We start from the raw sequence: 22,566 nt of genomic DNA, 5'->3' as shown, positions 1-22,566 counted from the left end.
TTCCTCCGGGTGCGGCTTGTGTGTGGTTGCTCGCGCTCACGCGGCGGTCGCCGCATGTCGGTACAGCCCCGTGCCTCTAGGGTTGGTCGCTCTCGACCACGGCCAAGAGCGTGCCCAACTCCACTTGCTGCCCGGGGGCCACCGGGAGGGCGGTCAGTGTGCCTGCCGCCGGAGCCGTGATCTTGTGCTCCATCTTCATCGCCTCCAGCCAGAACAGGGGCTCCCCGGCCCGTACGGACGATCCGACGGCCAGGCCCTCGGCGACGCGTACGACCGTTCCCGGCATCGGCGCGAGCAGGGAGCCGGGGGCGTGGTCGGCAATCGGCTCCCGGAAGCGGGGCAGGGCGGTGAGGGCGGTCGTTCCGGCGTACACCTGGTCGCCGTACCGGGCCATCGCGAACTTCCGCCGCACCCCGTCCACTTCGAGGACCACGAGATCGGCGTCCGCGTGCACGACCCGGACCCCGTCCGCCGCCAGTCCCTCGCGGATGTGCCGGTAGCGCACCTCGCGCTCCTCACCGGCCACGAGGTACCGCTTGACCTGCTCCTGGGACGGCAGATTGCGCCAGCCGCCGAACCGTGAGCGGCCGTGTGCGTCGGCGAGAGCGGCGGCCAGGGGCGCGTACGGGTCGGGGGCGGGCCCGGTCAGCCCCGCCAGGTGGCGGTCGTAGAAGCCGGTGTCCATACGGGCCGCCGTGAAGTCCTCGTGCCGCAGGGAGCGTACGAGCAGGTCCCGGTTGGTCACCGGGCCGTGGATCTCGGCCCGCTCCAGGGCGCCCGCGAGCCGTCGGACGGCCTCCGCGCGCGTGGGGGCGTGGACGACGGCCTTGGCGAGCATCGGGTCGTAGTGGACGCCGATCGTGTCGCCGTCCGCGTAGCCGGTGTCCAGGCGGACGCCCGGCACGGCCAGGCGGTGCAGGGTCCCCGTCTGCGGAGCCCAGCCCCGCGCCGGGTCCTCGGCGTAGAGGCGGGCCTCGATCGCGTGGCCACGTGCGCGCGGGGGCTCGTGGTCGAGGGCGGCGCCTTCCGCGATCCGGATCTGCAGCGCCACCAGGTCGACCCCGAACACCTCCTCGGTGACAGGGTGTTCCACCTGGAGCCGGGTGTTCATCTCCAGGAACTGCGCCCGGCCGTCCGCGACCAGGAACTCCACGGTGCCCGCGCCCACGTAGTCGACGGCACGGGCGGCGCGTACCGCCATCGCGCACAGGGAGTCGGTGAGTTCGGGGGCGAGGCCCGGCGCCGGGGCCTCCTCGATCACCTTCTGGTGGCGCCGCTGAAGGGTGCAGTCGCGGGTGCCGAGCGTCCACACCGTTCCATGGGTGTCCGCGAGCACCTGCACCTCGACATGGCGTCCGCCCTCCACGTAGGGCTCGACGAAGACCTCGTCGTCGCCGAAGGCGCCCAGGGCCTCGGCGCGCGCGGCGGCCAGCTCCGCGTCCAGGTCGGCGAGGTCCCGTACGACCCGCATGCCGCGTCCGCCGCCGCCGGCCGCCGCCTTGACCAGGACGGGCAGGTCGTCGGCGGTGACCGTGGCCAGGGGTTCCAGGCCCATCAGCTTCTTCGCCCGCGTCTTGGAGGCCATCGCCTCGATCGCCTCCGGGGGCGGGCCGATCCACTTCAGGCCCGCGTCCAGCACCGCGCGTGCGAAGCCGGCGTTCTCGGACAGGAAGCCGTACCCGGGGTGCACCGCGTCGGCGCCGGCCGCGAGGGCCGCCCGCACGATCAGGTCGCCGCGCAGATACGTGTCCGCGGGCGCCGTGCCCGGCAGCCGTACCGCCGCGTCGGCCACGCGCGTGTGCAGGGCGTGCGCATCGGCGTCCGAGTGCACGGCGACCGTACGGATGCCCAGCTCGCGGCAGGTACGGACGATGCGGCAGGCGATCTCGCCGCGATTCGCCACCAGAACGGAATCAATCACGGGGCCTCACATCCGGAAGACGCCGAATCCGCCACGCGCGCCCTCGTAGGGCGCCGTGTGGATCGCGGACAGGCACAGGCCGAGGACGGTGCGGGTGTCGCGGGGATCGATGACCCCGTCGTCGTACAGCCGCCCGGACAGGAACATCGGCAGGGACTCGGACTCGATCTGCTGCTCCACCATCGCGCGCAGGGCGGCGTCGGCGTCCTCGTCGTAGGGCCGGCCCTTGGCCGCCGCGGACTGGCGGGCGACGATCGACAGGACGCCGGCGAGCTGCTGGGGGCCCATGACGGCGGACTTGGCGCTGGGCCAGGCGAACAGGAAGCGCGGATCGTACGCCCGCCCGCACATGCCGTAGTGCCCCGCCCCGTACGAGGCGCCCATGAGCACGGACAGGTGCGGGACCCGGCTGTTGGACACCGCGTTGATCATCATGGCGCCGTGTTTGATGATGCCGCCCTGCTCGTACTCCCTGCCGACCATGTAGCCGGTGGTGTTGTGCAGGAAGACCAGGGGGATGTCGCGCTGGTTGGCCAGCTGGATGAACTGGGCGGCCTTCTGGGACTCCTCGCTGAAGAGCACCCCCTGGGCGTTGGCGAGCACCCCGACCGGGTAGCCGTGCAGGGTGGCCCAGCCGGTGCACAGGCTCGTCCCGTACAGCGGTTTGAACTCGTCGAAGTCCGAGCCGTCGACGACACGGGCGATGACCTCGCGCGGGTCGAAGGGCACCTTCAGGTCGCCCGGCACGATCCCGAGGAGTTCCTCCTCGTCGTACAGGGGAGGGAGCGCGGCGCCGGGATCGGGGTACGCCTTGCGGTGGTTGAGGCGGGCGACCACGCGGCGGGCCTGGCGCAGGGCGTCCTGCTCGTCGACGGCGTAGTAGTCCGCGAGGCCCGACACGCGCGCGTGCATCTCTGCGCCGCCCAGGGACTCGTCGTCGCTCTCCTCGCCGGTGGCCATCTTCACGAGCGGAGGTCCGCCGAGGAAGACCTTGGCCCGTTCCTTCACCATGATCACGTGGTCGGACATTCCGGGGATGTAGGCCCCTCCGGCGGTGGAGTTGCCGAAGACGACGGCGACGGTGGGGATCCCGGCGGCGGACAGGCGGGTCAGATCCCTGAAGATCGCGCCGCCGGGAATGAAGATCTCCTTCTGGGAGGGCAGGTCCGCGCCCCCGGACTCCACCAGGCTGATGCAGGGCAGCCGGTTGGCGAGCGCGATGTCGTTGGCCCGCAGGGCCTTCTTCAGGCTCCACGGGTTGCTGGCGCCGCCCCGCACGGTGGGGTCGTTGGCGGTGATCAGGCACTCGACACCCTCGACGACACCGATGCCGGTGACGAGCGAGGCGCCCACCGTGTGGTCGCTGCCCCAGGCGGCCAGGGGCGACAGCTCCAGAAAGGGGGTGTCGGGATCGAGAAGCAGTTCGATCCGCTCACGGGCGAGGAGCTTGCCGCGTCCGCGGTGCCGCTCGACGTACTTCTCGCCGCCTCCCGCCAGCGCCTTGGCGTGTTCGGCGTCCAGCTCGGCGAGCTTGGCGAGCATGGCCTCGCGGTTGGCCCGGTACTCGGGGCCGCCCGTGTCCAGGGCCGAGGCAAGGACGGTCACAACAGGTCCTCCGGTATGTCCAGGTGGCGGCCACGCAGCCATTCGCCCAGGCCCTTGGCCTGCGGGTCGAAGCGGTGCTGCGCGGCGACGCCCTCGCCGAGGAGGCCCTCGACGACGAAGTTCACGGCGCGCAGATTCGGCAGGACGTGACGTACGACGGGCAGGCCGGCCGTCTCCGGCAGGAGTGCGCGGAAGCGGTCGACGGTGAGCGTGTGGGCCAGCCATCGCCAGGCCGAATCCGTGCGCACCCACACTCCGACGTTGGCGTCACCGCCCTTGTCGCCGCTGCGGGCCCCCGCGACCAGACCGAGGGGTGCCCGGCGGGTCGGGCCCGGCGGCAGCGGTTCGGGCGGAGGCGGCTCCGGCACGTCGTCGAGTACGCGGGTGTCGTGGGCGCTCGGCACCGGGATCCGCCGGCCGTCGTGCAGAACCGCCACATGGCCGACGGTGTCCCGGTCCACAGGGACTGCCTCGAAGATCCCGTAGGGGGAGCCGTTGCCCGGTGGGGCGAGCACGTGGAAGCCGGGGTAACTGGCGAGCGCCAGTTCGATCGCGGCGCCGCTGAGCGCCCGGCCCACCGTCTCCTGCACCGGGTCGCGCACGACCAGCCGGAGCAGGGCACTCGCGGTCTCCTCGGTCGGGGCGTCGGGGTGATCGGTGCGGGCGAGGTCCCAGCGCACCTCGGCGGGCCGGGCCTTGGCCGCCGCCAGGGCCTCCTCCATCTGGGTCCTGACGTACGCGGCCTTGGCCTCGATGTCGAGCCCCGTCAGCACGAAGGCGACCTCGTTGCGGAAGCCGCCCAGCCGGTTCAGGCCCACCTTGAGGGTCGGGGGCGGCGCCTCTCCGCGCACGCCCTCGACACGCACCCGGTCGGCTCCCTCCCGGGTGAGCCGGACGGTGTCGAGGCGGGCGGTGACGTCCGGGCCCGCGTACCGGGCGCCGGTCGTCTCGTACAGCAGCTGCGCGGTGACCGTGCCGACGTCGACGGCACCGCCGGTGCCGTCGTGCTTGGTGATCACGCTGCTGCCGTCCTCGTGGATCTCGGCGAGCGGGAAGCCGGGGCGGCGCAGAGCCGTGGGCGGGAGCTCGGTGAAGAAGGAGTAGTTGCCGCCGGTGGCCTGCGTCCCGCACTCCAGGATGTGCCCGGCGACCACGGCGCCCGCCAGCCGGTCGTACTGGTCCGGCGTCCAGCCGAAGTGGGCGACGGCGGGCCCGGTGACCAGTGCGGCGTCCGTGACGCGCCCGGTGACCACGATGTCGGCGCCCTCGCGCAGGCAGGTGGCGATGCCGTGGCCGCCGAGGTAGGCGTGGGCGGCCAGGGTGCCGGGGTGGGAGGCGGTGAGGTCGTCGCCCTCGACGTGCGCGACCCGGACGGGGATGCCGAGCCGATCGGCCAGCTCGCGTACGGCGTCGGCGAGTCCGGCGGGGTTCAGGCCGCCCGCGTTCGTCACGATGCGCACCCCGCGCGCGTGGGCGAGGCCCAGGCACTCCTCCAACTGGCGCAGGAAGGTGCGCGCGTAGCCGCCGGTGGGGTTCTTGAGGCGGTCCCGGCCGAGGATCAGCATCGTCAGCTCGGCGAGGTAGTCACCGGTGACGACGTCGAGGGGGCCGCCGGTGAGCATCTCGCGCAGGGCGTCGAAGCGGTCGCCGTAGAAGCCGGAGGCGTTACCGATGCGCAGGGGCCTCACGCGGTGGCCCCCTTCGGCGGGCGTCCGGCGCCCGGCGGGCCCGCGAAGGCCTGCGCGATGTCCAGCCAGCGGTCGGCGTCCGGGCCCTCGGCGCGCAGGCCGAGGTCGTCCCGGTGCGCTCGCTGGGTGACCAGGAGGCAGAAGTCGAGCGCCGGACCGGTGACGCGTTGCGCGGCGTCATCGGGACCGTACGTCCACACCTCTCCGGACGGACCGACGAGTTCCACACGGAACGGCTCGGCGGGAGCGGGCAGTTCATGGACCGCGTAGGCGAAGTCACGGGTACGGAAACCGAGTCTGGCGATGTGCCGGAGCCGGTCGCTCGGGGTGGGCGGGACACCGAGCGTCTCGGCCACGTCCAGGCCGTGGGCCCAGGTCTCCATGAGACGGGCGGTGGCCATGGAGGCGGTCGACATCGGCGGGCCGAACCAGGGGTGACGGACGCCGGGAGGTGCCTCGCGCAGGGCCCGGTCGAGCGCCGCACGGCTCTCGCGCCACTCGGCGAGCAGCCGAGCGGGCGGCAGCGCGGCTCCCTCGCGCGCGGCCTCGTCGACCCAGGTGCCGGGCGACCGGAGCGCCTTCTCGACCTCCGCCGCGAACGCCTCCGGCCGGGTGACGGCCACCAGGGCGGCCCGGTCGGTCCAGGCCAGATGCGCGATCTGATGGGCGACGGTCCAGCCCGGGGCGGGCGTGGCGAGCGCCCAGCGCTCCTCACCCGACTCGGCGACCAGCCGGTCGAGTTCCTCGCCCTCCCGGCCCAGATCGTCGATCACTGACGACACGTCGGACACGATGCGCTCCCCTCGGGGCACGACGGTGTGCGTGGCGGTGCGCTGAGGAGCATGGCAGCGGGCCAGGAAACAATCAAGCATGCTTGCACGGATTTGTTTTCCACATCCGGCCACCCCTGTGTGCGGATATGGCTACTCTGCGTGATGGGAGGTGGTCGGCATGCGAAGCCGTGAACTCGACCCGAGTGCGTCGCCGTTGGACTACTACGGCTATGAGCTGCGCAGGGCGCGGGAGGCAGCGGGTCTCACGTTGGCGCAGCTCGGGTCGGTCGTCTTCTGCACCGGGTCACTGATCGGCCAGATCGAGACGGCCGCGAAGGTGCCCCAGCGGGACTTCTCGGAGCGGCTGGATGCGGCGCTGGGGACGGACGGGTTGTTCTCGCGGTTGGTGGGGCTGGTACTGCGGAGCCAGTTGCCTGGTTGGTTTCAGCCGTATGCGGAGATGGAGGCGCGGGCGGCTTACATCTCGACCTTCCAGGCGCAGTTGGTGGACGGCTTGCTTCAGACCGAGGCATACGCCCGCGCAGTGCTGCGCGTACGGAACGAGTCGGGGCTCGATGCCAAGGTTGCAGCGCGGATGGAAAGACAGCGCGTCCTGCATCGGAACGAACCCGCAGCGACCTGGGTAGTGCTCAGCGAGGCCGTGCTGCATCAGGAGGTCGGCGGTCAGGGCGTCATGCGGGATCAACTCGCACACCTCTTGACCCTGCGGGATCGGCCCTGGGTGAAGGTGCAAGTGCTTCCCTTCGAAGCTGGTGCGCACACTGGATTGATGGGCTCCTTCGCCCTTTTGCGCTTCAACAAAGACCCCGACGTCGTCTACACCGAGGACTTTGTCCGGGGGCACATGACGGCCAATCCTGAAGCCGTCAAGGAGGGTTCGGTCCGTTACGATCAACTGCAGGCCGCAGCGCTTCCCCCTGAGGGTTCGGCGGCCCTGATCGCCCGCGTGATGGAGGAGCGTTATGGGAACGAACCTGGACCTGACGGGCGCGACCTGGCGTAAGTCCTCGTACAGCGGTGACACCGGAGGTCAGTGTGTCGAGGTCGCCGACCTCACCCCCCACATAGCCGTCCGCGACTCCAAGAACCCCCAAGCCGGAGCCTTCGCCGTCACGCCGGAGGCGTTCGCGGCCTTCGTCACCGCGGCTGCGGAGAATGCCCTCAGCTGATCAGCAGAGTCGGTCGGCACGGGCTCCCGCCCGGGCAGACGAGTTCCGAGCGTGGCGCGATCATGTAAACGAAGAATCCGCCCGCCACGAACGCATGCTCTGCCCCCTCATCCGGCCCCCTCGTACGCCGGCCCGTGGATGTAGAGAGCCTCAGCGGCCCGGACCAGTTCGTCGACCTACTTCTCCACCTCGGCAGTGAACCCGGGCGGGGCTCCGGATGCCACGGTCTGACAGGCCTCTCGGACGGATTCGTCAAGGGTTCACACACCCGGTCGAGTGCACTACCCTGGACCGTTAGGTACAGCATGCTGCACATTCCCTGACTCGAGTCCCCCTGGAAGGCCCCGTGAACCCCGCCCGCACCGCCCCCTCCTCCCCGGCCCCGGCCGCGACCGCGCCGAAGTCCGCGTCGTCGGCGCCTCGCGGGCCGGGCCGACGCGGTTCTGTCGGGCCGGTGGGGCTGGTGCTCGCGGGAGGCGTCTCCGTGCAGTTCGGCGGGGCGCTCGCGGTGAGCCTGATGCCGCGGGCCGGCGCGCTCGGCGTGGTCACCCTGCGGCTCGTCGTGGCGGCCGTGGTGCTGCTCCTGGTCTGCCGGCCCCGGCTGCGCGGGCACTCGCGCGCCGACTGGGGCACGGTGGTCGTCTTCGGTATCACCATGGCCGCGATGAACGGCCTCTTCTACCAGGCCGTGGACCGCATTCCGCTGGGCCTCGCCGTGACGATGGAGGTCCTCGGCCCGCTGGCCCTGTCCGTGCTCGCCTCCCGCCGGGCGGTGAACCTGGTCTGGGCGGGCCTCGCCCTGGCCGGGGTCTTCCTGCTGGGCGGCGGAGGCTTCGGCGACCTGAACGCGGCGGGTGTCGCCTTCGCCCTGTCGGCGGGCGCCATGTGGGCGGCGTACATCGTCTTCAGCGCCCGTACCGGACGGCGTTTCCCGCAGGCCGACGGGCTGGCGCTGGCGATGGGGGTCGCCGCGGTGCTGTTCGTGCCGCTGGGGGTCGCCGAGTCGGGCACCAAGCTGCTGGTACCGACGACGCTCGGGCTGGGCGCGGGCGTGGCGATGCTCTCCTCCGTGCTGCCCTACACCCTGGAACTCCTCGCCCTGCGCCGGCTGCCCGCCTCCACGTTCGCGATCCTGATGAGCCTGGAACCGGCGATCGCGGCGACCGCCGGCTTCCTGGTCCTCGGCCAGTCCCTGACCCCGACCCAGGCGGTGGCGATCGCCCTGGTCATCGCGGCGAGCATGGGCGCGGTCCGGACCCAGACCCGCCGGGCCGCACCCCTGGTCCAGCCCGAAGCCTGACCTGCCCGCCCCGGCGCCACCCCGCCACGCCCGCCTCACCGGTGGGACATGCCTCGCCTCACCGGTGGGACATGTACAGGTTCAGTGCCTTGTGCAACAGGCGGTTGAGGGGGAAGTCCCACTCGCCCAGGTACTCCGCCGCATGCCCACCCGTGCCGACCTTGAAGCGGAGCAGGCCCAGAAGGTGGTCGGTGTCCTCCAGGGTGTCGGTGATGCCGCGCAAGTCGTAGACGGCGGCGCCCAGCGCGTGGGCGTCGCTCAGCATCCGCCACTGGATCGCGTTGTTCGGCTGCACCTCGCGTCTGCGGGCGGAGGAGGCGCCGTACGAGTACCAGACGTGTGTGCCGACCGTCAGCATCGTCGCGGCGGCCAGCACCTCCCCGTCGTGATAGGCGAGGTAGAGCCGCATGCGGTCCGGGTGCTCCGCCGTCAGTGCGGTCCACATCCGCTGGAAGTACGGCAGCGGGCGCGGGAGGAAACGGTCGCGTTCGGCGGTCTCCGTGTAGAGGGCGTAGAAGGCGGGCAGATCGCCGTAGCCGCCCCGAACCACCTTCACGCCCGCCTTCTCGGCCTTCTTCACATTGCGGCGCCACTGCTGGTTGAGGCCGCGGCGGACATCGTCCAGCGTCCGTCCCGCGAGCGGGACCTGGAAGACGTACCGGGGCTGTCCGGCCGCGAAGCCGTCCTCACCGCCCGGTTCCGCCTGCCGCCAGCCCATGCCGCGCAGCCGGTCGGCCACCTGAGACGCGCCGGGTTCCTCCTCGGTCGCCGGGACGTCCCGCAGCCGCCGCGCAGCCGGGTCGGCGATCGCCTCCTTGACCGCCTCCGCGCTCCAGCGGCGCACGACCACGGGCGGGCCCATCTTCACCGAGAAGGCGCCGCGGCTCCTCAGCCAGGCGAGCAGCGGCGCCAGCCAGCGGTCCAGGTCCGGCGCATGCCAGTCGATCACCGGCCCCTCCGGCAGATACGCCAGGTACCGTCTGAGCTTCGGCAGCGGACGCAGCAGGACCAGGCCCGCACCGACCGGCCGCCGGCCGCCCTCCTCGAACCAGCCGAGGCTCTCCGCCCGCCAGTCCGGCTTCACCTCGCCCCATGACGGCACCTGCATATGGCTGACCGACGGGCGCGCGGTGACGAAGGCCAGGTGTTCCTCGCGGGAGATCGGGCGGACGCGAAGGGTCATACGGGGCTCCTCGGTGAGTGACACGGTGACACCGGCGCGGCCCCCCGCTCCTCGATCGTCCCGGACACCCGCCGGCCCTTCATCCCGGCCGCGGGGATTTCACCGCGCTGGCCGTCACCCGTCGGTTTCCTTCGCGGTGTCTTTCCCGGTTCCCTTCGCGGTGCCTTCCCCAGTCGCGCCCAGGCCGGTCCGGGTCCTCTCCAGTCCTTCCGCCAGCACCTCCGCCAGGTGCCGCGCCCTGCGGCCCGCGAGCTGCTCCAGCTGGGTGCGGCAGGAGAAGCCGTCCGCCAGGACCACAGCGTCCCCGGGCGCCGACCGCACGGCCGGGAGCAACTGCTCCTCCGCGCATGCCGTCGAGACCTCGTAGTGGCCCTTCTCGAAGCCGAAGTTGCCGGCCAGCCCGCAGCAGCCGCCGCTCAGCTCTCCCGTCAGACCGGCCGCCGCACGCAGCCGCCGGTCGGCCGCGTCGCCCAGGACGGCGTGCTGGTGGCAGTGCGTCTGGCCGACCACCGGGCCGTCCACCGCCGGGGGCGCCCAGTCGGGAGCGTGCCGTTCCAGGGCTTCCGCGAACGTCACCACCGCCGCCGCCAGCCGAGCCGCTCGCGGGTCGTCGTGCAGCAGCTCCGGCAGGTCCGTGCGCAGGGCGGCCGCGCAGCTCGGTTCGAGGACGACCACCGGGAGGCCGGCCGCCAGGACGGGTTCCATCAGATCGAGGGTGCGGCGCATGACGGTGCGGGCTCGGTCGAGCTGGCCCGTGGAGACATAGGTCAGGCCGCAGCAGACCCGGCCGTGGCGCAAGGCGAGCGGGGCGCGCCGGCCCCGTACCGTGGGCGGCAGCAGCACCCGCAGGCCCGCCGCCTCCAGCACACGTACGGCCGCCCTGCCGACGGACGGTGACAGATGCTCGGTGAACGTGTCCGGCCACAGAACGACCCGGGCGCCGGAGGGTGCCCCGGTGGCCGCCCCGCCCCGCCGCGCCGCCCGGCGACGCCACCACCGGCTGAACGTCTCCCGCGCCGGACGCGGTAGCCGCCGCTCGGGGGCGATCCCCGCCATCCGCTTGGCGAGCGCGGCGGCCGGGCCCAGGGACACGAGCGCGTTGACCGCCGGCGCCGTGCGGGTGCGGGCGACGGCCCGCAGCCACACCGGCAGCCACCCCATCGCATAGTGCGCGGCCGGTCTGCGCCGGCCGGCGTAGTGGTGGTGCAGGAACTCGGCCTTGTAGGTGGCCATGTCCACGCCGACCGGGCAGTCGGTGCGGCAGCCCTTGCAGGACAGGCACAGGTCCAGGGCGTCCCGTACCTCCGTCGACCGCCAGCCGTCGGTGATCACCTCGCCCGCCAGCATCTCGTGCAGCAGCCGGGCCCGCCCGCGCGTGGAGTGCTCCTCCTCGCCGGTCGCCCGGAACGAGGGGCACATCACGCCCGCGCCGGACACCGTCGTCGTACGGCACTTGGCGACTCCCACGCAGCGCCGGACCGCCGCCGAGAAGTCGCCGCCGTCCGCCGGATAGCCGAAGGAGACGTCCACCGGCTCGCGGGGCAGCACCGCGAACCGGAGGTTGGAGTCCAGCGGGGCCGGGCGGACGAGCATCCCGGGGTTGAGCAGGTCGTCCGGGTCCCATACGCCCTTCGCCCGCTCGAACAGGGCGACCAGGTCCGGCCCGTACATCGCCGGCAGCAGCTCGGCCCGGGCCTGCCCGTCGCCGTGCTCCCCCGAGAGCGAGCCGCCGTGGGAGACGACCAGGGCGGCGAGTTCCCCGGAGAAGCGGCGGAAGCGGGCGACGCCCGCCGGTGACAGCAGGTCGAAGTCGATGCGGACGTGGATGCAGCCGTCCCCGAAGTGCCCGTACGGCGCCCCGTGCAGGCCGTGCTCGGCCAGCAGGCGTCTGAAGTCCCGGAGGTACTCCCCGAGGCGGGCCGGGGGCACCGCGCAGTCCTCCCAGCCCGGCCATGCCTCCCGGCCGTCCGGCCTGCGGGTCGCCGCACCGCTCGCGTCCTCGCGCAGCCGCCACAGGGCGCGCTGCCCGGCCGGGTCCGTGACCACCACGGCGTCCGTGACATCCGCGGCCCGGACGATCGCCTCGGCGCGCGCACGTGCCTCGGCCGCGCTCGCGCCGCCCGTCTCCACGAACAGCCAGGCACCGCCCCGCGGCAGCCCCGCCGACGCCGGTACGAGGTCGGCGGCCATGCCCTCCACGGTCAGCGGGCCCCACGGCAGCAGTCCGGCCGCCGCCTGGGCCGCCGCGCTCTCGTCCGGGTACGCCAGCACGGCCAGGGCCTGGGCGCGCGGCGCCTCGACGAGGTCCACGACCGCCTCCGTCATCACGCCCAGGGTTCCCTCGGAGCCGCAGAACGAGCGGGCCACGTCCGCACCGTTCTCGGGCAGCAGCGCGTCCAGCGCATACCCGGAGATACGCCGCGGGAGAACGGGATATCCCGTGCGCAGCAGCGCCAACTCGCCGTTCACCAGGGGGAGCAGGCCCTCGGGCGCACCCCGCCCGCCGCGGCCCGGGGCGAGCGCCTCGCCCCGCGCGGTGAGCACCGACAGCTCGCGCACGCTGTCCGCCGTGGTCCCCCAGGCCACGGAGTGGGAGCCGCACGCGTTGTTGCCGATCATTCCGCCGAGGGTGCAGCGAGCGTGGGTGGAGGGGTCGGGGCCGAAACGCAGCCCGTGCGGGGCGGCGGCCTCCTGAAGCCGGTCCAGGACCAGACCGGGCTGGACCACCGCCGTGCGTGCCTCGGGGTCGAGGGACACGACGCGGTTCATGAACCGGGTGAAGTCGAGCACCACGCCCGTGCCCGTGGCCTGCCCGGCGATCGACGTGCCGCCGCCGCGGGCGACCACCGGCGCGGCGTGCGCCCGGCATACGCTCAGCACGGCCGCCACGTCGTCCGCGTCCCGGGGGGCGACCACGCCGAGCGGTACGCGCCGGTAGTTGGAGGCGTCCATGGTGTGCAGCGCCCGCGCCGTCGTAGCGAAGTCGACGGCTCCGCGCACCGCGGCGCTCAGGTCCGCGCGCAGCGCGGCGGCGTCCACCTCCGTGGCCGCCGGGTGCCGTTCCCCGGGATCCGTCATGGTCCCCAGCATGCCTCCCTCGACGGAGCCGGACCGCCCCACACCGTCGGGCGAACCCGGAGGCAGGGGTGGTGCTGTCCACGCGCCCCGTCCTCGTCGCCCCGCCGGTACGGCTGACCTCGTAGAACCTCACAAGTCCACGGGCCGGAGGGCGTCGTCTCATCGAACGGACACGTTTCCGCCCGGTTTCGCCGAGGGGATACGCTCCGGCTCGTGGCTGACATCCAGATTCCTGCTGACCTCAAGCCCGCGGACGGCCGTTTCGGCGCGGGTCCCTCCAAGGTGCGGGTGGAGGCGCTGGACGCCCTCGCCGCCACGGGTAGCTCCCTGCTCGGCACGTCCCACCGCCAGGCCCCGGTCAAGAACCTGGTCGGCAAGGTACGCGAGGGCGTCCGCGAGCTGTTCCAGCTCCCCGACGGCTACGAGGTCATCCTCGGCAACGGCGGCTCCACCGCGTTCTGGGACATCGCGACCCACGGTCTGATCGAGAACAAGTCGCAGCATCTCAGTTTCGGTGAGTTCTCCTCCAAGTTCGCCAAGGCCGCGAAGCTCGCCCCCTGGCTCGCCGAGCCCACGGTCATCTCCGCCGCCCCCGGCACGCACCCCGAGGCCGAGGCGGAGGAGGGCGTCGACGTCTACGCCTTCACGCACAACGAGACGTCCACGGGCGTCGCGATGCCGATCAGGCGCGTCGCGGGCGCCGACCAGGGCTCCCTGGTCCTCGTGGACGCCACCTCCGGCGCGGGCGGCCTCCCGGTCGACATCGCCGAGACCGACGTCTACTACTTCGCCCCGCAGAAGTCCTTCGCCTCCGACGGCGGCCTGTGGATCGGCGTCTTCTCCCCGGCCGCGATCGAGCGGGCCGAGCGGATCCACGCCTCCGGCCGCCACGTTCCGGAGTTCTTCAGCCTCCCCACGGCGATCGACAACTCCCGCAAGAACCAGACGTACAACACCCCGGCCCTCGCCACCCTGTTCCTGCTCAACGAGCAGCTGGAGTGGCTGAACGGCCAGGGCGGCCTGGACTTCGCGGTCCGCCGCACGGCCACCTCCGCCCGGACGCTGTACGGCTGGGCCGAGGACGTGAAGTTCGCGACCCCGTTCGTCGCCGACCCGGCCAAGCGCTCCCAGGTCATCGGGACGATCGACTTCGTCGACGAGGTCGACGCGTCGGCGGTCGCCAAGGTCCTGAGGGCCAACGACATCGTGGACACCGAGCCGTACCGCAAGCTCGGCCGCAACCAGCTGCGCATCGCGATGTTCCCGGCGATCGACCCGGCGGACGTCGAGGCGCTGACCCGGTGCATCGACTACGTGATCGAAAGGCTCTGACCTTTCCGGCGGCCTTCCCGGCCGCCGACGTGCCGCGCCCACGTCGGCGAGGGGCGCCCGGTGCTCGCCGGGCGCCCCTCGGCCGTCTCTACGACTTCCTGCCCAGCAGCCGTTTGAGGCCGAACACCAGCGCAAGGCCCAGGGCCAGGACCACGGCACCGACCTTGTAGTCGGCGTTCAGAGGCGTCCCGCCGCCCGGGCCGGCCCCTGGACTCCCCTTCGCCGAAGGCGATGCGGAATCGCCGGATCCGTGGGACCCGGGCACGCTCCCCGGCTGAACCGGGCTGTCGGAGCCCTCGCTCCCGTACAGGAGCTTGGAGCCGTCGACGGTGTAGGTGACCGACTCGCCCTGCCTCTGAAGGGGCACGTCGAGGCGGGCCTGCCGCTTGATGCGCCCGCCGTTCCACGCGTAGGCGATCCCGCCGAAGTAGCCGCGGACCGCCAGCTGTTCACCGTCGGGCGAGAAGGCCGCGTCGGTGGCCCACAGATCCACGGCGGCGACCGGCCGGAAGACGTTCGTCCCGGTGGACGACAGCGCGGCCGGACCCTCGTACAGGTGCCCGCCGTCCTCCTTCTTGTCGATGATGTAGACCCGTCCGGTCCTGGGATGCACCAGCAGGGACTCGGCGTCCCGGGGGCCGTTCGCGTACTTCACCACGTACTGGGTGGCGCGGACCGTCTGGTCCTTGAGCACCCTGGGCTCGGGCAGCCGGTAGATCCACACGTAGGGCCACCGGCCGCCGAAGTTGTCGCCGATGTCACCGACGTAGATCTCGTTGCCCGGGCCGATGGAGATCGCCTCGACGTCCCGGGGCCTGCCGACGCCGCGGAGGGTGACGGTGGCGACGGTCTTCCCGGTGCTGCCGTCCACGGCGTACAGGTACGGGCCGTCGTCGCTGTCGTTGTGGGTCCAGTAGATCCCCGGATGGAGGCGTGAGGCGGCGAGCCCGCTGGACTCGGTGATCCGGGGGTCCTTGATGGTGAAGCCGCCGTCTCCGTCGGCGGAGGCGGGTGCGGCGCAGGCACCGGCCAGAAGGGCCCCGGCAAGGAACGCGAGCGATCGACGCATGCCCCCAAGCCTGCCATCCGGCGCCGCCGTTCAGCCGCCGGGCGGGTTCGCCCGCCGGTGCCCGCCGGGCGTGTCGATCCTCACACCGGCCCGCCCCATACGTCCCTCCTGCGACCCACCGTGATCGTCCATGATGAGCGGATGCTCCGGTTCATGCCCGTAGGCGACTCCATGACGATCGGCAGCGCGGGCGAGCACACGTGGCGCTACCGGCTGTGGCGGCACCTGTGCAAGACGTACGACGGCCCGTTCTCGCTCGTCGGCCCGCGCGAGACGCTCCACGACAAGGCCACGGACACGCCCACGTCGTACGCCTACGCCGACCCCGACTTCCCGCGCGCCCACCTCGCGGGCTGGGGCGAGGGCTGGGTGCATATGGCCCCGCTGATCGGCGGGGCCGTGCGGGAGTCACGGGCGGACGTGCTGCTGGTCTCCCTCGGCCTGATCGACCTCGGCTTCTACACGGACGCCGAGCAGACGGCGGAGAACGTGCGGAAGTTCGTGGCGGAGGCACGGCGGGCCAACCCGCGCATCCGTATGGTCCTGCTGCCGGTGATCCCGAACATCCGGGCCGAGGCGGATGCCCCGTTCGGGGCCCAGGTCGCGCTCTTCAACGACCTTCTGGCGAAGTCGGTGGCGGACCTCGACGAGCCCCGATCGCCGATCCTGCTGGCGTCTCCCCCGCCGTCGTACGACATCCACCGGGACACCTACGACGGTACGCACCCCAACGCGAACGGTGAGCACAGGATCGCGGGGGCGTTCGTGGAGGCGATGTACCAGGGGTGGGGGATCGCACGGCCTTACCCGGCCTGAACGAGCCGACCGAACACCGGCGTGCCCCGGTCACCGTGCGTATCGTTGTACTGCGCGGCCGTACTCGCACGGAGGGCGGCCGGGGAGGCGCGCCATGACCGTCCTTGACGACAGGATCGAGACCACGGTCCCCTTCGGAGAGGCTCTGGACCTCATCGATACCGTTGCCGGCCTCACCCTCGACACAGCCGGCTTCCCCCGCGACTGACCCGGGCCGCCGCCCAACGCCCCTTGCCTAGAGCGCACTCCACCCCGTTGGCTAGGCATTCATGAAGTACACGCAGCTCGGACGTACGGGACTCAAGGTCAGCCGGCTCGTCCTCGGGACCATGAACTTCGGTCCGCAGACCGAGGAGGCCGACAGCCACGCGATCATGGACGCGGCGCTGGACGCGGGCATCAACTTCTTCGACACCGCCAACGTGTACGGCTGGGGCGAGAACAAGGGCCGTACCGAGAGGATCATCGGCAGCTGGTTCGCCAAGGGCGGCGAGCGGCGCGACAAGGTCGTGCTCGCCACCAAGATGTACGGCAACATGGCCCCGGACGGCGACGCCTGGCCCAACCACGACAAGCTCTCCGCGCTCAACATCCGGCGGTCGGTGGATGCCAGCCTCAAGCGGCTGGGGACCGACTACATCGACCTCTACCAGTTCCACCACATCGACCGCAGCACTCCCTTCGAGGAGATCTGGCAGGCCATCGACGTCCTGGTGCAGCAGGGGAAGATCCTCTACGCCGGATCCAGCAACTTCCCCGGGTACAAGATCGCCCAGGCCAACGAGATCGCCGCCCGCCGGCACGGCACGATCGGCCTCGTCAGCGAGCAGTGCCTGTACAACCTCCAGGAGCGCCGTGCCGAGATGGAGGTCATCCCGGCGGCGCGGGACTACGGGCTCGGGGTCATCCCGTGGTCGCCGCTGCACGGCGGGCTGCTGGGGGGTGTCATCAAGAAGGAGGTCGAGGGCGGCCGCCGGGCCGGTGGCCGGACCGCCGCGGCGCTCACCGATCCCGCCGTACGGACGCGGATCCAGGCCTACGAGGACCTGCTCGACAAGCACGGCATCGAGCCCGGCGAGGCGGCCCTCGCCTGGCTGCTGACCCGCCCCGGCATCACCGGCCCCATCGTCGGCCCCCGCACCGCCGAGCAGCTTCGGTCCGCGCTGCGGGCGGTGGAGCTGGAACTCTCCGAGGAGCTCCTGGCCGGGCTCGACGAGATCTTCCCGGGTCCGGGGCCGTCCCCGGAGGCGTTCGCCTGGTGAGCCGGCACGGCTCCCGGTAGTACGGGCCGGCCGCGCTCCGCATCACCTGCCGAGCGCGGCCGCCGCGGCTACGAGGGCGAACATCAGCACAAGCGCACCGGCCATGATCCGGTTCCGGGTTTTAGGGTCCACGTCTTCGAGACTAACCGGCCCGTCCTAGGACCCCTCCGCCGGACCGTGCCCCGCCGGCCGGAGCGGCCAGCGGGCTATCTCCTCGTAGCGGGGCTGCTCGCCGGGCACTCCGGACTTCGGCAGATGGCTGCGGACCAGGCTCAGCCCGTCCACCGTCCACATGCGGCTGCCGAAGCCGCGCAGGGCGTCGACGTAAGGGCGGACGTCCACCGCGTCCCGGCTGCGCGCCACCGTCAGATGGGCCTTGTAGCGGCGGTGCTCCCCCATCGGTACGCCCGTCTTCCGCGCCGCCGCCTCCGAGCGCTCGGCCAGCAGCCGCAGGGTCGGCAGGTCGCCCTCGGCGCCCGTCCACAGCGCCCGCCCGTGCCCGAACTGTCCGCCGCCCCGCAACGCGAGCCGGAAGGACGGCGTACGGCGGGCCCCGCGCTCCAGGTGTGCGGAGAGATCCGGTACGACCTCCTCGTCGACCTCGCCGTAGAAGGCGAGGGTGAAGTGCCAGCCGGGGCGGCCGGTCCAGCGCAGTCCTTCCGCTCCGGGCAGCCGCTTCAACTCTGCGACCTCCCGGGCGAGTTCACGGGTGACGTCCTCCGGTGGCAGAAGCGCGGCGAAGAGTCTCATGGGTCCAGTCTCCCCGGGGCGACCCCGAACGGCCGGGCGTGTCCTGGTCACCGTGCGTATCGTTGGACCCGCTGCGGCGTCACGACGAGAGCCTGGCCCTCAAGACGGACGAGTTCGCCCGGGACTGACCCTGGACCCCGGGGGCCGGGGTCCAGGTCCAGGGCCAGGGTCCAAGCCCGGGCTTCGGGGGGCCGGGTCTACGCCGCCGTCGCCAGCTCCTCCTGGCGCTCGCGCGGGACGAAGCGGACCTGCGGATGGCCGTGGCTCCAGGCGACCGACAGGCGCAGGTCGCCGGCCCTGGCCAGGACCAGGCCGATGATCACGGCCGCCGCCAGCGAGATCAGACCGCCCAGGGCGAAGCCGATGCGGGCGCCGTACGCGTCCGTGATCCAGCCGACCACGGGTGCCCCCAGGGGCGTACCACCCATGAAGACCATCATGAACAGGGCCATGACGCGGCCGCGCATCGCCGGATCGGTGCCCATCTGGACGGCCGTGTTCGCCGTGACGTTCACCGTCAGTCCGAAGACGCCGATCGGGACCATCAGCAGCGCGAACAGCCACAGCGACGGGGCACCGGCCACCACGATCTCCAGCGCGCCGAACATCGCCGCCGCCGCGATCAGCACCCGCAGCCGGGCCGTGCCGCGGCGGGCGGCGAGCAGCGCGCCGGTCAGCGAGCCGAGCGCCATCAGCGTGTTGAAGAGGCTGTAGGCGCCGGCGCCCGCGTGGAAGACGTCGTCCGCGTAGGCCGACAGCCACACCGGGAAGTTGAAGCCGAAGGTGCCGATGAAGCCGACCAGGACGATCGGCCAGATCAGTTCCGGGTGTCCGGCGACATAGCGCAGCCCCTCGCGAAGCTGGCCCTTGCCACGCGGGGCGCGCTCCACGACATGCAGCTCGCGGGCGCGCATCAGCAGCAGTCCGGCGATGGGGGCGAGGAAGGACAGGCCGTTGAACAGGAAGGCCCAGCCCGTGCCGACGCCGGTGATCAGGACGCCCGCGACCGCCGGGCCGACCAGGCGGGCGGACTGGAAGTTCGCCGAGTTCAGGCTGACCGCGTTCTGCAGCTGCCGGGGGCCGACCATCTCCGAGACGAAGGACTGACGGGCGGGGTTGTCCAGGACCGTGGCGAGTCCGGCGGCGAAGGCGGCGACGTACACATGCCAGACCTGGACGTGGCCGGAGAGGGTCAGGAAGGCCAGGACGAGGCCCGTCGCGCCCATCGCGGACTGTGTGGCCAGGAGGGTCGGTCGCTTGGGGAGCCGGTCGACGAGGACTCCGCCGTACAGCCCGAAGAGGAGCATCGGCAGGAACTGCAGTGCCGTGGTGACACCGACGGCGGTGGAGGAACCGGTCAGGCTCAGCACCAGCCAGTCCTGTGCGATGCGCTGCATCCAGGTGCCGGTGTTGGAGACGACCTGGCCCAGGAAGAAGAGCCGGTAGTTGCGGACCCGCAGGGAGCCGAACATCGAGGACGCGCGCGTCCCGGCCCGTTCGGCGGGGTCGGACCCCCCGGAATCCGTGGGGGGCTCCGGGCGCCCGGGACGCCCGGGGCCTTCGGGGAGGGTGGACAGGGAGTCGTGGGTGGCTGGTGCGGGGGCGGAAGCTGCTCCGGTTCCCGTACTCAAAGGGGTTCGCCTCCTTGCGATGACGGCTTCGTACCTACGCGGGTGGGGCCGCGTCCGGGAGGGTGGGCGTCCGGCGGGGACGCCCAACGTCACAGATGCGCGAGCTTTTCCAGGACGGGGGCGGCCGCGCGGAGCTTCGCCCACTCGTCCTCGTCCAGGCCCTCGACCAGGCCGGCCAGGAACGCGTTCCGCTTGCGGCGGCTCTCCTCGAGCATCGCCTCGGCCCGCTCGGTCTGGGTGACCACCTTCTGGCGCCGGTCTTCGGGGTGCGGCTCCAGCCTGACCAGGCCCTTGCTCTCCAGCAGTGCCACGATGCGGGTCATCGACGGCGGCTGGACGTGCTCCTTGCGGGCGAGCTCGCCGGGCGTGGCGGAGCCGCAGCGGGACAGGGTGCCGAGCACCGACATCTCGGTGGGGCTCAGCGACTCGTCCACCCGCTGGTGCTTGAGCCGGCGCGAGAGGCGCATCACAGCGGAGCGAAGAGCGTTCACGGCGGCAGCGTCGTCGCCATGGTTCAGGTCAGCCATGCTCTTTAGGGTAACTCATTACTTTCCCTAAAGAACACCGCGACACACCGGCTCCGGGGTGACTCCGGCCACTGCCGGCCGTACGACTCCGGGACCCCCGGGGAAACCGCCGAACAGCACAGATCACCCGAATGAGTGATCCGGCGGGGGAACGTGACACACCGCCCACAGGGATCCGGCGACCCTCGTACGCATGGGAACCAGCGTGCTCAGCGTGCGGATAGACGGGGAGCTGCTCGAACGGCTCCGCCGGCACGCCGCCAGAAGAGGAATGAGCGTCCAGGACTATGTCGTCCGGACGCTCATTCGGAGTGACTTCGACGAGCGGTTCCGGGCCGCCGTCGAGGAGACGGAGAGGTTCTACGGGGTCGGCTGACCCCGCCGGGAGCCGGTCAGGTCAGACCCAGCGCCGGCATCAGGTAGTAGAAGGCGAACACCGCCGACACCACGTACATCGCGACGGGGATCTCGCGGGCGCGGCCCGCGGCCAGGCGCAGCACCACGAAGGTGATGAAGCCCATGCCGATGCCGTTGGTGATCGAGTACGTGAAGGGCATCATCAGCATCGTCACGAAGGCCGGGACGGCGATCGTGTAGTCCGCCCAGTCGATCTCCTTGACCGAGTGGGACAGGATCAGGAAGCCGACCACGACCAGCGCCGGGGTGGCCGCCTGGGAGGGGACCATCGTGGCGACCGGGGCGAGGAAGAGGGCCACGGCGAAGAGGGCACCCGTGACGACGTTCGCGAAGCCCGTGCGAGCACCCTCGCCGACGCCCGCCGTGGACTCCACGAAGCAGGTGGTGGCCGAGGAGGAGCTGGCACCGCCCGCCGCGACCGCGATGCCGTCGACGAAGAGCACCTTGTTCATGCCCGGCATATAGCCCTCGGCGTCCGTGAGCTTGGCCTCGTCGCCGATGCCCATGATCGTGCCCATCGCGTCGAAGAAGCACGACAGCAGGACCGTGAAGACGAAGAGGATTCCGGTCAGGACGCCGACCTTGCCGAAGCCGCCGAACAGGCTGACCTTGCCGATCAGGCCGAAGTCGGGGCTGGCGACCGGGTTGCCCGGCCACTTCGGGACGGTCAGACCCCAGGAGGGGATCTGGGCGACCGCGTTGACGACCACCGCGAGGACCGTCATCGCGACGATCGAGATCAGGATCGCACCCGGCACCTTGCGGACGATCAGCGCGAAGGTGAGCAGCGTGCCGAGGACGAACAGCAGGACCGGCCAGCCGGTGAGATGTCCGCCGGTGCCGAGCTGAAGCGGGACCGTGGTCTGCGCGACGTCCGGAATACGGGTGACGAAGCCGGAGTCCACGAGGCCGATCAGCATGATGAACAGGCCGATGCCGATCGCGATGCCCTTGCGCAGACCGAGCGGCACCGCGTTCATCACCCGCTCGCGCAGACCGGTGGCGACCAGCAGCATCACCACGAAACCGGCGAGGACGACCATGCCCATCGCGTCCGGCCACGACATGCGCGGGGCGAGCTGGAGGGCGACGACCGTGTTCACGCCGAGACCGGCCGCGAGCGCGATCGGGACATTGCCGATCACCCCCATGAGCAGCGTGGTGAAGGCGGCGGTCAGGGCGGTCGCGGTGACCAGCTGGCCGTGGTCCAGGTGGTGCCCGTACATGTCCTTCGCGCTGCCGAGGATGATCGGGTTCAGCACGATGATGTACGCCATCGCGAAGAAGGTGGCGAAACCGCCCCGGATCTCGCGCGGGAGCGTGCTGCCCCGTTCGGAGATCTTGAAGTAGCGGTCGAGGGCACCGGACGGGGGCCGGGTGCCCGGCTGCTGCGGAGCGGCCTTGGCGGGGGCCGAGGTGGACATGCGGAACCTCAGGGATGCGGGGGACTGCGGATGGACGCTTACAGACGAATCGAGTCTCGCCCTCGCATGATCGCCAGCACGTCTCCCCCACGATGCTGTTGGCGATTCATACGAACATAAGCGGCCAGACTCGAACCGTTTCAGTATGAACATATAAGGCGCAGATCGCTATCTCCGCGCGTAGACCCTTGGGGGACAAGGCCCCGGGGTGCGCCCCCGGCAGCCGTGCCGGGCCCTCGTAAGCTGTGCACATGGCGAAGTGGACCCCCAAGCACGAGGCGCCGGAGCCCCTGGAGGGCCCCGTGGTCGCCACCATCACCGGCGGCACGATCCTCTGGTTCGTCCTGTTCCTGGTCCAGCTGCCGTTCTACGGCTGGTTCGCCGACCACGGGCACACCTGGTGGCTGTGGACGTGTCTGGCGGGCGCCGGGCTCGGCTGCGTCGGCATCTGGTACGTGCGCAGGCGGGACGCGGCCATCAAGAGGGCTGCTGCCGAGCGGTAGTTCGGGGGCTGTCACGTACGACCACCGCACGAGAGCCCTCCTCCCCGGGTCGGATCTTCGAGGCGCTCAAGGGGTGAGGGCGCACATCCGCACGTAA

19 protein-coding genes are annotated in these 22,566 nt (G+C 71.8%); 8 read left to right on the top strand and 11 right to left on the bottom strand.

Annotation, left to right across the window (positions count from 1 at the left end):
* Positions 1-76 precede the first annotated feature (76 nt).
* From LZ604_RS00425 to LZ604_RS00410, 4 genes are read right to left on the bottom strand one after another with little or no spacing between them, the layout of a single operon-like run.
* A complete protein-coding gene (locus tag LZ604_RS00425; RefSeq protein WP_234511186.1) occupies positions 77-1,921 on the bottom strand; it encodes an ATP-binding protein in 1,845 nt (614 codons plus the stop codon).
* A 6-nt stretch (positions 1,922-1,927) separates the two neighbouring features.
* Positions 1,928-3,526, bottom strand: a complete 1,599-nt coding sequence (locus LZ604_RS00420) for an acyl-CoA carboxylase subunit beta (protein ID WP_234511184.1) — start codon at positions 3,524-3,526, stop codon at positions 1,928-1,930.
* Positions 3,523-5,214, bottom strand: a complete 1,692-nt coding sequence (locus LZ604_RS00415; protein ID WP_234511182.1) for an acyclic terpene utilization AtuA family protein — start codon at positions 5,212-5,214, stop codon at positions 3,523-3,525. The genes LZ604_RS00420 and LZ604_RS00415 overlap by 4 nt, the downstream gene beginning before the upstream one ends.
* Entirely contained in the window at positions 5,211-6,005 is a 795-nt protein-coding gene (locus tag LZ604_RS00410; protein WP_234511179.1) for a TIGR03084 family metal-binding protein, read from the bottom strand. Before LZ604_RS00410 ends, LZ604_RS00415 begins: the two co-directional genes overlap by 4 nt.
* A gap of 160 nt (positions 6,006-6,165) precedes the next feature.
* On the opposite strand from LZ604_RS00410, the gene LZ604_RS00405 reads away from it, so the two are divergent.
* The 3 genes from LZ604_RS00405 to LZ604_RS00395 all read left to right on the top strand — a co-directional run bounded on the left by LZ604_RS00405 (position 6,166) and on the right by LZ604_RS00395 (position 8,477).
* Positions 6,166-7,011: a helix-turn-helix domain-containing protein gene (locus LZ604_RS00405; RefSeq protein WP_234511177.1), complete on the top strand. Its 846-nt coding sequence runs from the start codon at positions 6,166-6,168 to the stop codon at positions 7,009-7,011.
* Complete coding sequence (locus LZ604_RS00400; protein WP_308283548.1) at positions 6,971-7,177, top strand: DUF397 domain-containing protein; 207 nt, start codon at positions 6,971-6,973, stop codon at positions 7,175-7,177. Before LZ604_RS00405 ends, LZ604_RS00400 begins: the two co-directional genes overlap by 41 nt.
* A 346-nt stretch (positions 7,178-7,523) precedes the next feature.
* Positions 7,524-8,477 (top strand): EamA family transporter, encoded by a 954-nt coding sequence (locus LZ604_RS00395; RefSeq protein WP_234511175.1) that lies wholly within the window; start codon positions 7,524-7,526, stop codon positions 8,475-8,477.
* A 58-nt stretch (positions 8,478-8,535) separates the two neighbouring features.
* On the opposite strand, the gene LZ604_RS00390 is transcribed toward LZ604_RS00395, so the two are convergent.
* Positions 8,536-9,660, bottom strand: a complete 1,125-nt coding sequence (locus LZ604_RS00390) for a lipid II:glycine glycyltransferase FemX (protein WP_234511172.1) — start codon at positions 9,658-9,660, stop codon at positions 8,536-8,538.
* Between the two features lie 114 nt (positions 9,661-9,774).
* Entirely contained in the window at positions 9,775-12,738 is a 2,964-nt protein-coding gene (locus LZ604_RS00385) for an FAD-binding and (Fe-S)-binding domain-containing protein (RefSeq protein ID WP_234511170.1), read from the bottom strand.
* Positions 12,739-12,951: 213 nt separating this feature from the next.
* On the opposite strand from LZ604_RS00385, the gene serC reads away from it, so the two are divergent.
* The gene (gene serC, locus LZ604_RS00380) at positions 12,952-14,070 is read left to right on the top strand and encodes a phosphoserine transaminase (protein WP_234511168.1); all 1,119 of its coding nucleotides are present in this window, start codon (positions 12,952-12,954) and stop codon (positions 14,068-14,070) included.
* An 88-nt stretch (positions 14,071-14,158) separates the two neighbouring features.
* Here the strand turns inward: serC and LZ604_RS00375 are convergent, their stop codons facing one another.
* Positions 14,159-15,139, bottom strand: coding sequence for a WD40 repeat domain-containing protein (locus LZ604_RS00375; RefSeq protein WP_234511165.1), 981 nt, complete (start codon positions 15,137-15,139; stop codon positions 14,159-14,161).
* A 141-nt stretch (positions 15,140-15,280) separates the two neighbouring features.
* Between LZ604_RS00375 and LZ604_RS00370 the strand changes: the two genes are divergently transcribed.
* Both LZ604_RS00370 and LZ604_RS00365 read left to right on the top strand, forming a co-directional pair.
* Positions 15,281-15,955 (top strand): SGNH/GDSL hydrolase family protein, encoded by a 675-nt coding sequence (locus LZ604_RS00370; RefSeq protein WP_234511163.1) that lies wholly within the window; start codon positions 15,281-15,283, stop codon positions 15,953-15,955.
* 269 nt (positions 15,956-16,224) lie between these two features.
* The gene (locus LZ604_RS00365; protein ID WP_234511160.1) at positions 16,225-17,217 is read left to right on the top strand and encodes an aldo/keto reductase; all 993 of its coding nucleotides are present in this window, start codon (positions 16,225-16,227) and stop codon (positions 17,215-17,217) included.
* Between the two features lie 156 nt (positions 17,218-17,373).
* Here LZ604_RS00365 and thpR read toward each other — a convergent pair whose 3' ends face one another.
* From thpR to LZ604_RS00350, 3 genes are all read right to left on the bottom strand, one after another.
* Entirely contained in the window at positions 17,374-17,967 is a 594-nt protein-coding gene (gene thpR, locus LZ604_RS00360) for an RNA 2',3'-cyclic phosphodiesterase (RefSeq protein WP_234511157.1), read from the bottom strand.
* Between the two features lie 197 nt (positions 17,968-18,164).
* Entirely contained in the window at positions 18,165-19,598 is a 1,434-nt protein-coding gene (locus LZ604_RS00355; RefSeq protein WP_372482070.1) for an MFS transporter, read from the bottom strand.
* 89 nt (positions 19,599-19,687) lie between these two features.
* Entirely contained in the window at positions 19,688-20,125 is a 438-nt protein-coding gene (locus LZ604_RS00350; protein WP_234511155.1) for a MarR family winged helix-turn-helix transcriptional regulator, read from the bottom strand.
* A gap of 193 nt (positions 20,126-20,318) precedes the next feature.
* Between LZ604_RS00350 and LZ604_RS00345 the strand changes: the two genes are divergently transcribed.
* Entirely contained in the window at positions 20,319-20,501 is a 183-nt protein-coding gene (locus LZ604_RS00345) for a ribbon-helix-helix protein, CopG family (protein ID WP_234511152.1), read from the top strand.
* A 16-nt stretch (positions 20,502-20,517) separates the two neighbouring features.
* On the opposite strand, the gene LZ604_RS00340 is transcribed toward LZ604_RS00345, so the two are convergent.
* The gene (locus tag LZ604_RS00340) at positions 20,518-21,966 is read right to left on the bottom strand and encodes an NCS2 family permease (RefSeq protein WP_234511150.1); all 1,449 of its coding nucleotides are present in this window, start codon (positions 21,964-21,966) and stop codon (positions 20,518-20,520) included.
* A gap of 251 nt (positions 21,967-22,217) precedes the next feature.
* Between LZ604_RS00340 and LZ604_RS00335 the strand changes: the two genes are divergently transcribed.
* Positions 22,218-22,469: a DUF2530 domain-containing protein gene (locus LZ604_RS00335; RefSeq protein ID WP_234511148.1), complete on the top strand. Its 252-nt coding sequence runs from the start codon at positions 22,218-22,220 to the stop codon at positions 22,467-22,469.
* The last annotated feature ends 97 nt before the right edge of the window (positions 22,470-22,566 follow it).

Source organism: Streptomyces glomeratus, from assembly GCF_021462825.1.
Lineage (GTDB): Bacteria > Actinomycetota > Actinomycetes > Streptomycetales > Streptomycetaceae > Streptomyces > Streptomyces glomeratus.
The sequence above is the reverse complement of the archived record's forward strand: the minus strand, read 5'-3'. Positions and strand labels throughout refer to the sequence as shown.